Source organism: Desulfocurvus sp. (assembly GCF_023230885.1).
GTDB lineage: Bacteria > Desulfobacterota > Desulfovibrionia > Desulfovibrionales > Desulfovibrionaceae > Desulfocurvus.
Genome location: NZ_JALNWM010000124.1, coordinates 1 through 10,048, shown reverse-complemented (window position 1 = coordinate 10,048; position 10,048 = coordinate 1). Strand labels below are relative to the sequence as shown.

Here is a 10,048-nt window from a genome sequence, read left to right as displayed (position 1 = left end):
TGGGGAAAAAGGGCTCCCCCCTTCCCCGGACCCCATCCCCCCTCCCAAAAACCTGTCGTTGGGGTTTTCGGGAGACGGCCAGGATTGTTGATGAAACCAAAGGGAGCACCGCTCCCCGGGAAAACCACACGGGCGGGCCACCCAGGCCCGGGCCCCCGGCCCTGAAGCCTCCGCCCCGAAAATATCCCAGCGCCCGGACGCTTCGCCCCAAACCCGTCCCGGCGCCCGGCAAACCCGCCCCGGAACAACCCTCCCGCCCCCAAAGAAAAAGGTCTTTGGGGGCGGGGGGAGGGGGCGCGGGGGACGGGGGAACCCCTTTTCTCCTCAAGAAAAGGGGTTCCCCCCTCCCCCGCCTTGCCCTGCCGCGCCTCTCTGGCCCGGCCCTACCCCAGCGCCTCGCGCAGGCGGGCGCGCAGGTCGGCGAGCTTGGTCATGTCGTCGCGCATGGCCTGGGCCTTGGCGCGTTCCTTGTCCACCACGTCGGCGGGGGCGTTGTTGACGAACCCGGGGTTGCCCAGTTTCTTCTCCACGCCGACGAGCACCTTTTCGATCTTGGCGATGTCCTTGTCCAGGCGCGCCAGTTCGGCGTCGAAGTCCACCGCGCCGGACAGGGGCACGAAGAGTTCCGAGCCCGCGACCACGGCGGAGGCGGAGGCCCTGGGCGGAGTGGCCTGGGGGTCCACGGTCAGGGAGCCCAGGCGTGCCAGGGAGCGCACCAGGGCGGCGTTTTCGCCCAGCACGGCTGCGGCGTCGGCGTCGGCGGGGCGCACGATGCAGTCCAGGTCCAGGGAGGGCTTGATGTTCAGCTCGGCGCGGATGGTCCGCACGCTGGTGATCACGCCCTGGAGCAGGTCCATCTGCGGGCCCACGGCCTCGTCGCGGCAGCCGGGGCGCGCGGGCGGGAAGGGTTCGGCGGCCAGGTCGCGGCCCTCCATGCCCGGCAGGGTCTGGTATATCTCCTGGGTGATGAAGGGGATGATGGGGTGGGCCAGGGCCAGGATCTCGCGCAGCACGGCATGCAGCACGGCGTGGGCGGACTCGCGGGCGGCGGCGTCCTCGCCGTTCAGGTCGCCCTTGATGAGCTCCAGGTACCAGTCGCAGAACTCGTTCCAGGTGAAGCGGTACACGGCCTGGGCCGCGTCGTTGAAGCGGTATTCGCAGATGGCCGCGTCCACCTCGGCCTTCACGCGCTCCAGGCGGTCCATGATCCAGCGGTGGGGCAGGGCCGTGGCGGCGGCGGGGTCGGCGGCGGGGACCTGGTCGGGCAGGTACATGAGGGCGAAGCGCGCGGCGTTCCACAGCTTGTTCATGAAGTGGCGGTAGCCCTCGATGCGCTCCTCGCTCAGGCGGATATCGCGGCCCATGGCGGCGAAGGCGGCCAGGGTGAAGCGCAGGCTGTCGGTGCCGTAGCGGTCGCACATTTCCAGCGGGTCGATGACGTTGCCCGTGGACTTGGACATCTTCTTGCCCTCGGCATCGCGGACCAGGGCGTGGATGTACACGTCGGTGAAGGGCACCTTGTCCATGAAATGGATGCCCATCATCATCATCCGCGCGACCCAGAAGAAGAGGATATCGAAGGCGGTGACCAGGCAGGAGGTCGGGTAGTAGCGCGCCAGCTCCGGGGTCTTGTCGGGCCAGCCCATGGTGGAGAAGGGCCACAGGGCCGAGGAGAACCAGGTGTCGAGCACGTCCTCGTCGCGGGTCAGGGCGCTGGCGCCGCACTTGGGGCAGGCCGCGGGGTCGGCCTTGGCGACGATCAGCTCGCCGCAGGCGTCGCAGGTCCAGGCCGGGATGCGGTGGCCCCACCAGAGCTGGCGCGAGATGCACCAGTCGCGGATGTTGTCCAGCCAGTGGAAGTAGGTCTTGTCCCAGGAGGAGGGGTAGATGCGCGTGGCGCCGTCGGCCACGGCGGCGCGGGCCTTTTCGGCCAGGGGCTTGACGGCGACGAACCACTGCGTCGAGACGTGGGGCTCGACCACGTTCTTGCAGCGGTAGCACTCGCCCACGTTGTGCTCGTGCTCGACGATCTCCACGAGATGGCCCGAGGCGCGCAGGTCGGCGACGATCTTCTCGCGGGCCTGGACGATGGTCAGGCCCGCGTAGCCCTCGGGCACGTCGCCGCAGACGCGGCCGGTGTCGTCGAACACGGAGATCACGTCCAGGCCGTGGCGGCGGCCCAGCTCCCAGTCGTTCATGTCGTGGGCCGGGGTGACCTTGAGGCAGCCGGTGCCGAATTCGCGCTCCACATACTTGTCGCCGATGACCACGAGCTTGCGGCCGACGACGGGCAGCACGGCGTACTTGCCGATGTGGGCGTTGTAGCGCTCGTCCTCGGGGTGCACGGCCACGGCGGTGTCGGCCAGCATGGTTTCGGGGCGGGTGGTGGCGACGACCAGATCGCCCGAGCCGTCGGCCAGGGGGTAGCGGACGTGGTAGAGGTGGCCCTTGTGCGGGGCGTGCTCGACTTCGTCGTCGGCCAGGGCGGTGTGGCAGCGGTTGCACCAGTTGATGATGTAGTTGCCCTTGTAGATGAGGCCCTGCTCGTAGAGGTCGACGAAGACCTCGCGCACGGCGCGCGACAGGCCCTCATCCATGGTGAAGCGCTCGCGGGTCCAGTCCACGGAGGCGCCCATGCGACGGATCTGGTTCAGGATCTTGCCGCCGTACTCCTCCTTCCACTCCCACACGCGGCGCACGAACTCCTCGCGGCCCAGGTCCTCGCGGCCCAGGCCCTGGGTGGCCAGGCGGCGTTCGACGACGTTCTGGGTGGCGATGCCGGCGTGATCCATGCCGGGCACCCAGAGCACGTTCTTGCCCTTCTGGCGGGCGTGGCGGCACAGGATGTCCTGGATGGTCAGGTTCAGGGCGTGGCCGATGTGCAGCTGCCCGGTGACGTTGGGCGGGGGGATGACGATGGAGTACGGCTCGCCGGGGGCGGCGGGGTCGGGGGTGAAGGTCTTGTTCTCGATCCAGTGCTCGCGCCACCTGGCCTCGACCTCGGCGGGCTCGTATCCTTTGGGCAGGGTCTTCACGGCCATGGGGCGTTCCTCTCCTTCACTTTGCGCGGAAATTTCCTTAGGAAACATGGATGCGCGCGCGCCGGGCCCGGCGCCGGGCGGACCAACAGCCTAATGAGCACGGGAGCAATGTCAAGCATCCACATCTACTGGGACGAGTCGCACATCTGGGGGCTTCTGGTCTGGCGCGCGCTGCGCGCGCTGGGGCTGCCCCACCGCCTGTTGCGCGCAAGGGAGATAGCCCAGGGCGCGCTTTCCCGCAACCCTCCGGCGGCGCTGGTGGTGCCGGGGGGTACGGCGCGGCGCAAGTTCGCCGCGCTGGGGCCCGAGGGCGTGGCCGCCGTGCGCGACTATGTGCGCGGGGGCGGGGTGTACCTGGGCTTTTGCGGCGGCGCGGGGCTGGGGCTGACCGGCCGCGACGGGCTTGGCCTGTGCCCCTGGAAGCGCCGGGCGTTCTCCGACCGCATCCAGCACACCAACTCCGGGCACATCCATGTGCGCCCGGCCCAGGACAACGCCCTGGTGCCGCCGGGCATCGGCCCGGCGCCGCTGCTGCCCGTGTGGTGGCCCGCGCGCTTCGAGTACGAGCCCTGCGAGGCCGTGCGCGTGCTGGCGGCCTACACCGAGCCCGGGCCGGACTTCTGGACTGCGGACCTGCCCCTGGCGAGCATCCCCCGGGGGCCGCTGGAGGACCTGGAGACCCAATACGGCCTGGCCATCTGGCCGCACTACATGACCGGGCAGCCCTGCCTGGTGGAGGGCCACTACGGCGCCGGGCGCTATGTGCTCAGCTACTCGCACCTGGAAACCCCGGCCTCGCCCCAGGCCAACGCCTGGCTGGTGCACTTGGTGCGCGAGCTGGCGGGGCTGGCCCCGGCCCACGGCGGGCCGACCCCGGCCTGGAACCTGGAGACCCTGACCCGGCGCTGGCCCGACGAGGCCGGGGGCGCGGCCCTGGCCGCGGCCAAGGCGGGCCTGGAGGCCAGCATCGCCCAGGGGCAGGACCAGTGGCTGTTCTTCCGGCGCAACGCCTGGCTGTTCGGCTGGCGCCGGGGCATCCCGGGCGGCGCGCTGAACGCCCTGCACTCGCTGGTCTGCCAGGTGCAGAACCTGGAGCCCGGGCCCGGGGCCGCGCGGCTGTGGCTCGCGCGCCGGGCGGAGTTCATGGAACGGCTGGAGCAGTTCCGCCACGGGCTGGCGGGCTACCTGCTGGCCGAGCGGCTGGCCATGACCATGTCGGGCACCATCAACGCCATCCCCGAGGAGGTGCTCACAGGCCAGCGACTGGCGCTCTTCGGGGCGCACATGGACTTCGGCGGACTCTTCGCCCCGCTGCTGGAGACCATGGACGAACTGTTCTTCGCCACCGTCACCGAAGCCCCGGAACGCCAACCGGAGCGGGAGGCCCCATGATCCAGAACCAGACCCCCTACACCTTCGACCGCGTGGTGCGTCTGGCCCTGGGGGCCGGAGTCCTGGCGGCCCTGGTGTGGCTTGCGGCCTACCTGTCCGATGTGCTGGCGCCCTTCGCGGCGGCGCTGCTGGCGGCGTACCTCATGCATCCGCTGGTGCTGCTGCTGGAGCGCGTGTTCAAGCGCCGGGCCCCGGCTGTGTTCGCCGCGCTGCTGCTGGCGGCCCTGGGCCTGGGGCTGGCCGTCACGGCCGTGGCGCCGCTGGTGGGGGCCGAGGTGCGCCACATGGGCGCGCTGCTGCGCGAGGTGGTGCAGAACTCGGAACTGGCGGCGCGCGCCGCCGAGCGCCTGCCCGCCGACCTGTGGCAGGCCCTGCGCGAGATCGCCGCCCGCCCGGACGTGCAGGCCCTGTTCGGCAGCGGCGACGCCCTGGCTCTGGGCAAGGCCGTGGCGGGCAAGGTGCTGCCCGGGGTGTGGGGCGTGCTGCGCGGGGCGGCGGGCGTGGCCGGGGCCCTGGCCGGGCTGGTGGTGCTGCTGCTGTATGTGGTTTTCCTGCTGCTGGACTACGAACGCCTGCGCGCGGGCTGGACCCGGGCCCTGCCGCCCCGGCACCGGGGCTGGGTCGCCGAGCTGGCCGGGGACTTCCGCCTGGCCATGGGCCGCTACTTCCGGGCCCAGGCCCTGGTGGCGGCGCTGGTGGGCGTGCTGTTCGCTGTGGGCTTCGCGCTCATCGGCCTGCCCCTGGGCATCCTGCTCGGGCTGTTCATCGGCCTGCTGAACATGGTGCCCTACCTGCAGATCGCCGGTTTCGTGCCCGCGTTCTTCCTGGGCGCGGTCCACGCCCTGGAGACGGGCACAAGCCTGTGGACGGTCCTGCTGCTGATCCTGGCGGTGTTCGCCGTGGTCCAGCTCCTCCAGGACGCGGTGCTCGTGCCGCGCATCATGGGCGACGCCACGGGGCTTTCGCCCGCGTTCATCCTGCTGTCGCTGTCGGTGTGGGGCAAGCTGCTGGGCATGCTCGGGCTGCTCATCGCCATCCCCATGACCTGCCTGTGCTGGGCGTGGTACCAGCGGCTGGTCACCGGCGAGGGGCCGCCACCCGCGCCGTAGCCCGCCGGACCCCGAAACGCGCAGGGGGCGCCCGCACGCCGTGCGGGCGCCCCCTGGCGCGGGCCGGTCCGGGAGGTCAGTCCCGGGCCTTGCGCACGAAGTAGCGGTCGTTCTCCCGCCCGACCTCCAGGCCGTACTGGCCCACGGCCGCATGCAGGGGCCGGCCGAACAGGAAATTCATCTCCTCCTCGCCCACCCCCGCGCGCTCGGCGAAGGCCGCACGGAAGGCCGCGTCGTAGGTGATGGTGTCCACCAGCTCGCGTCCGGCGCCCTCGTCGCCGCCAAGGAACGCGTCGGCCAGCTCGCCCACGCGCAGGCAGGAGCAGCGCGCCTCGTGCTCGTCCACCAGCTGGCGCAGGGCGCTGCCCTCGGGCACCAGGTCCGCCCGGCCGATGCGCCCGGAGCGGTACATGGCCTTCAGTTCGTCGGGCGCCCAGCAGTTGAAGGCCCGGCACTCGGCGGGCCGGTCCTCGTAGATGCTGCACTGCTTGCCGTCGTCGTCGTAGAACAGGCAGGTCCAGCGGTTGCCCTGGCCGCGCACCTTGACCAGCTCGGCGTCCAGGGGCAGGAGGCCGCCCTCCACGGACTCCTCCACCAGCTCGCCCCGGCGCAGGGTGAACACCTGGGCGTAGCCCAGCACCCCGCGTTCGAAAAGGGGCAGGTCCTCGCGATGCAGGGCGGGGCCGCCCTTGTCGCAGCAGTGGCCGCACCGCTCGCAGCGGGTGCGCTTCTTGATGCGTTCCAGCTCGTCCACGGGAACCTCCGGTTGTGCGTTGGGCGCCGCGCGCGGCGGCGACCCGAAGGGGGTTACATCAACCCGGCGCCCCGGGCAAGGGACAACGGAGCCCCCCGGGACGCTCGCGCTCCGGGGGGCCCTGGGGTCCGTGGCGGCGCGCCAGCGCGGCCTAGTGCTTGTGGTCGTGGCCCGAGCCCTGGTGGGCGTGGTCGTGATCGTGATCGTGGTCGTGGTGATGGTGGTGCTCATGGCTGTGCCCGTGGCCGTGGTCGTGCCCGTGGCTGTGCCCATGCCCGTGGTCGTGGTCGTGCTCGTGGGCATGCTCATGGGTGTGCTCATGGGCATGGACCTCGCCGCCGTGGTCGTGCTCATGGGTATGGGCGTGGGCGTGGGGATGCTCGTGGGTGTGCGCATGCCCGTGGTCGTGGTCATGATCGTGGTCATGAACGTGGTCGTGCTCGCGCATCAGCTGCTCGTACTTGCTCGGCTTCTTGGGGCCGCACCCGCAATTCTGGCACATGGCGCTCTCCTGGCCTTTCCGGCGGAAAGTATTGATGGTGAGTATCCGTCTGTTCCACCCTAGCCGCTTTCCCGCCTTGTGTCACTTTCGGAGAAACAGGACCGCCGCGCTAGGAAAAATCCAGGCGCGCGCCCACCCCGGTCTCGCGCACCGGGCAGCGCCGGGCCAGGGCCGCCCGGGCCGCGAAGTCCGTGCAATGGCAGGGGTACAGGGCTTCCAGGCCCAGCCCGCCCAGGAACCCCGCCGTGGCCTCCAGGCGCGCGGCGGGCGCGTCCAGCAGGTGCATCCCGCCCAGCACGGCGCGCACCCTGCGCCGCCCCGTCACGGCCAGGGCGTGCAGCACGGTGTTGCAGACCCCGGCATGGGCGCAGCCCGTAAGCACCACCAGCCCCCGCCGCGTGACGCAGGCCAGGGCGGTGTCGTCGGGCACGAAGTCCGGCGTGCCGTCCTCGCGCCGCCCCAGAGCCACGGGCGGCTCGAAGTCCAGCACACGGGGCACCTCGCCCAGAAAAAACAGCCCCGGGGCCAGCTCGCGCGGCCCGGCCTCGGGCACGGGTTCGAAATGGCGGGCGGCCTTGTCCCAGGTGAGCAGCGCGCCGATCTCGGGCAGGCCGTCGGCCCCGCGGGAGTCGAAGACGCCGGGATGGGCCACCAGCCTGGGCCGGGGCACGCGCCCCGTGCGCGCGGCGGCGCCGCCCTGGGCGCGGATGAGGGCGTGCAGGCCCCAGGTGTGGTCCTGGTGCCCGTGGGACAGGGCCACCCAGTCCAGGCGGGCCAGGTCCTCGCCCAGGGCCTGGGCGTTGCGCGTGAGCACGTCGGAATACCCGGCGTCGAAAAGCACCCGCGTCCCGCCGTGCTCCACCAGCACGGCCAGGGCCGGTTCGGCCAGCAGATACCTGTCGATGACGGCCTGGTTGTCCACGAGCATGCACAGTTTCACGGGGGTGCCTCCGGTCCGGCGCTGGTCAAACGCCGGGGGAATGCTTACACTGGCGGCGCACGAATGCAAGCCCGGGCCGAGGCCCGACGCCCGCCACCCCCTGCCCCAAGGACGACCATGCAAGACACCAACTATACCCGCATCGCCTCCCAGGAACTCAAACAGTGGCTGGACGAGGGCCGCCCCGTGGTCCTGCTGGACGTGCTGCCGCCCGAGGTCCACGCCGCGCGCCGCCTGCCCGGGGCGCGCACGGCCTGCGTCTTCCAGATGGACTTCCCCGAACTGGCGGCCGCCGCCGGGGCCGACCCGAAGGCCGAGACCCCCGTGGTGGTCTACGGCGAGGACGGCCAGACCCGCGACGCGCCCGCCGCCGCCGCCAAGCTCGTGCGCATGGGCTTTTCCCGGGTCTACATGCTGGCCGGGGGCATGGCCGACTGGCTGCGCCAGGGCCTGCCCGTGGAGGGCCACGGGGCGCTGCCCGAAGACCACAAGGCCCTGCCCCCCGAGGGTTCGTGGACCGTGGTGCCCGCCGAAAGCTCGGTGGTCTGGACCGGGCGCAGCGCCACCGCCCGGCACACCGGCACCCTGGCCGTGGACCAGGGCGCCATCCGCGTGGTGGGCGGCAAGGTCGGCGGCGGATTCTCCATGCCCCTGGACTCCCTGGCCGACGACGATCTCGCGGACCCCGGACTGCGGGCCCTGCTGGTGCGCCACCTGCTGTCCGACGATTTCCTCTTCGCCGCGCGCCACCCCCGGGCGGAGTTCACGGTGGTCCAGTCGGAGTTCCTGGATGGGGCGGCCCCCGGCGCCACGAACTACCACGTCCGCGGCGAGCTGCTGCTGCGCGGGCGCATCGAACCCCTGGCCCTGCCCCTGAGCCTGGCCCCCGTGGACGGCGGGGTCAGCCTGAAGGCCCATTTCGACCTGGACCGCACGCGCTGGGGCCTGGACTACGGCTCGGGCCGGCTCTTCCGCCGCCTGGGCAGGCACCTGATCCACGACATGGTCAGCCTGGACGTGACCCTGGTGGCCCGTTGACCCCGGCACCCACCCCCACCCGCGAGGAATCCGCCATGCCCCGCACCCATCGCCTGCCCCTGCGCCCGGGCCGCCTGCTGGCGGGCCTGGCCGCCGCCCTGATCCTGGCCGCCTGCGCCGCCGTCGGCGGCCAGGGCACCTCCGCCCCGCCCGCCGCCGAGGCCGCCGCGCGCGGCCAGCGGGTTCTGGACCTGGCCGCCGGAACCCTGGACGTGCTGCTGCAAGGCCCGCAGGGCCCGGCCCTGCGCCAGGCCCTGGGCCGGGGCCGGGGCGTGCTGGTCGCCCCCCGGTTCGTCAAGGCGGGATTCCTGCTTGGCGGCGCCGGGGGCGAGGCGGTCGTCGTGGGCCGCGGGGCGGGCGGCGCCTGGGGCGCTCCGGCCCTGGTGCGCCTGGCCGGGGGCAGTGCCGGATTCCAGGCCGGAGTGTCCGAAACGGCCTTCGCCCTGGTGCTGCTGGACGGACCAAGCCTTGAGGGTACGCTGCAAAACGGCTTCACCCTGGACGCCGAAATGCTCGCCGCCGCCCCGGGTCAGGGCCTGGAGCGGCAGGTTTCGTCCATGACCTACGACGGCGGGGCGGCCTATTTCTCCCGGGCGGACGGCCTGTTCGCCGGGGTGGCCCTGGACGGCACGGGCATCTTCCCCGACACCGAGGCCAACGCCGCGCTCTACACCCCCGGAGCCACGCCCCGGGGGCTGGTCCTGGAGCGCAGCCACGCCCCGGCCCCGGAGGCCGCCCGGCTGCTGGGCGTGCTCCGCGCCGCCGCGCCCTGACCCCCGCGCGGGCTCAGGGCGCCGTGGCGCCGGGCCCGGGCTCGTCGGCCCACAGGCGCCGACCCCGGGCGTCCTCCAGCCGCGGCAGCATGACCACCATGCCCAGGGTGAACCAGAACGGCTCCATGATCCGGCCGATGATGAAGGTGTTGGCCGACAGGGCATGGACCAGCAGCCCGGCGAAGCCCGCCAGGAACCCCATGCACAGCCCGCGCTCCAGCTCGTCGCGCGCGCGGGCGAAGACCCCCCGGGCCACGGCCCAGGCCCGCAGCATCAAAAACGCGAACAGCGCCAAGCCCACCAGCCCCGTCTCGATGACGATCCGGAAATCTCCTCCACGCTGGCGGCCTGCTCGGTGGCGCCCTGGGACAGGCTCTCCGAGGAGGCGGACAGCTCCTGGGCCCCGGAGCTGACGTTGTCCGTGGCGGCCTGGACCTCGGCGACGATGGAGCGCAGCTTGGCGCCCATCTCGCGCATGGACGCGGCCAGGCGGCCGATC

10 protein-coding genes are annotated in these 10,048 nt (G+C 72.2%); 5 read left to right on the top strand and 5 right to left on the bottom strand.

Annotated elements, in window-relative coordinates; all coding sequences use genetic code 11:
• Nucleotides 1–383: 383 nt before the first annotated feature.
• Nucleotides 384–3,041, bottom strand: a complete 2,658-nt coding sequence (locus tag M0P34_RS09925) for a valine--tRNA ligase (RefSeq protein ID WP_291498758.1) — start codon at nt 3,039–3,041, stop codon at nt 384–386.
• A gap of 108 nt (nt 3,042–3,149) precedes the next feature.
• Between M0P34_RS09925 and M0P34_RS09920 the strand changes: the two genes are divergently transcribed.
• Both M0P34_RS09920 and M0P34_RS09915 read left to right on the top strand, forming a co-directional pair.
• Nucleotides 3,150–4,433, top strand: coding sequence for a BPL-N domain-containing protein (locus M0P34_RS09920; protein WP_291498757.1), 1,284 nt, complete (start codon nt 3,150–3,152; stop codon nt 4,431–4,433).
• Entirely contained in the window at nt 4,430–5,542 is a 1,113-nt protein-coding gene (locus M0P34_RS09915) for an AI-2E family transporter (RefSeq protein WP_291498756.1), read from the top strand. The genes M0P34_RS09920 and M0P34_RS09915 overlap by 4 nt, the downstream gene beginning before the upstream one ends.
• Before the next feature lie 76 nt (nt 5,543–5,618).
• Here the strand turns inward: M0P34_RS09915 and M0P34_RS09910 are convergent, their stop codons facing one another.
• Nucleotides 5,619–6,296 (bottom strand): YkgJ family cysteine cluster protein, encoded by a 678-nt coding sequence (locus M0P34_RS09910; protein WP_291498755.1) that lies wholly within the window; start codon nt 6,294–6,296, stop codon nt 5,619–5,621.
• Nucleotides 6,297–6,426: 130 nt separating this feature from the next.
• On the opposite strand from M0P34_RS09910, the gene M0P34_RS09905 reads away from it, so the two are divergent.
• Nucleotides 6,427–6,861 (top strand): hypothetical protein, encoded by a 435-nt coding sequence (locus M0P34_RS09905; RefSeq protein WP_291498754.1) that lies wholly within the window; start codon nt 6,427–6,429, stop codon nt 6,859–6,861.
• Nucleotides 6,862–6,907: 46 nt separating this feature from the next.
• Here M0P34_RS09905 and M0P34_RS09900 read toward each other — a convergent pair whose 3' ends face one another.
• Complete coding sequence (locus tag M0P34_RS09900; protein WP_291498753.1) at nt 6,908–7,738, bottom strand: MBL fold metallo-hydrolase; 831 nt, start codon at nt 7,736–7,738, stop codon at nt 6,908–6,910.
• A 117-nt stretch (nt 7,739–7,855) separates the two neighbouring features.
• On the opposite strand from M0P34_RS09900, the gene M0P34_RS09895 reads away from it, so the two are divergent.
• Together M0P34_RS09895 and M0P34_RS09890 are read left to right on the top strand one after the other, a co-directional pair.
• Nucleotides 7,856–8,776 carry a YceI family protein gene (locus M0P34_RS09895; protein ID WP_291498752.1) on the top strand — a complete coding sequence of 307 codons (921 nt, stop codon included), beginning with the start codon at nt 7,856–7,858 and terminating at the stop codon, nt 8,774–8,776.
• A 35-nt stretch (nt 8,777–8,811) separates the two neighbouring features.
• Complete coding sequence (locus tag M0P34_RS09890; protein WP_291498751.1) at nt 8,812–9,549, top strand: lipid-binding SYLF domain-containing protein; 738 nt, start codon at nt 8,812–8,814, stop codon at nt 9,547–9,549.
• Nucleotides 9,550–9,562: 13 nt separating this feature from the next.
• Here the strand turns inward: M0P34_RS09890 and M0P34_RS09885 are convergent, their stop codons facing one another.
• Complete coding sequence (locus tag M0P34_RS09885) at nt 9,563–9,850, bottom strand: hypothetical protein (protein ID WP_291498750.1); 288 nt, start codon at nt 9,848–9,850, stop codon at nt 9,563–9,565.
• Nucleotides 9,823–10,048: hypothetical protein (locus M0P34_RS09880; RefSeq protein ID WP_291498749.1), on the bottom strand; the 226-nt coding region annotated here is incomplete at its 5' end. The genes M0P34_RS09880 and M0P34_RS09885, both read right to left, overlap by 28 nt.

Coding starts and splice junctions, on each gene's coding strand:
- M0P34_RS09890 (WP_291498751.1), top strand. CDS start 8,812: ATGCCCCGCACCCATCGCCTGCCCCTGCGCCCGGGCCGCCTGCTGGCG.
- M0P34_RS09915 (WP_291498756.1), top strand. CDS start 4,430: ATGATCCAGAACCAGACCCCCTACACCTTCGACCGCGTGGTGCGTCTG.
- M0P34_RS09925 (WP_291498758.1), bottom strand. CDS start 3,041: ATGGCCGTGAAGACCCTGCCCAAAGGATACGAGCCCGCCGAGGTCGAG.
- M0P34_RS09895 (WP_291498752.1), top strand. CDS start 7,856: ATGCAAGACACCAACTATACCCGCATCGCCTCCCAGGAACTCAAACAG.
- M0P34_RS09920 (WP_291498757.1), top strand. CDS start 3,150: ATGTCAAGCATCCACATCTACTGGGACGAGTCGCACATCTGGGGGCTT.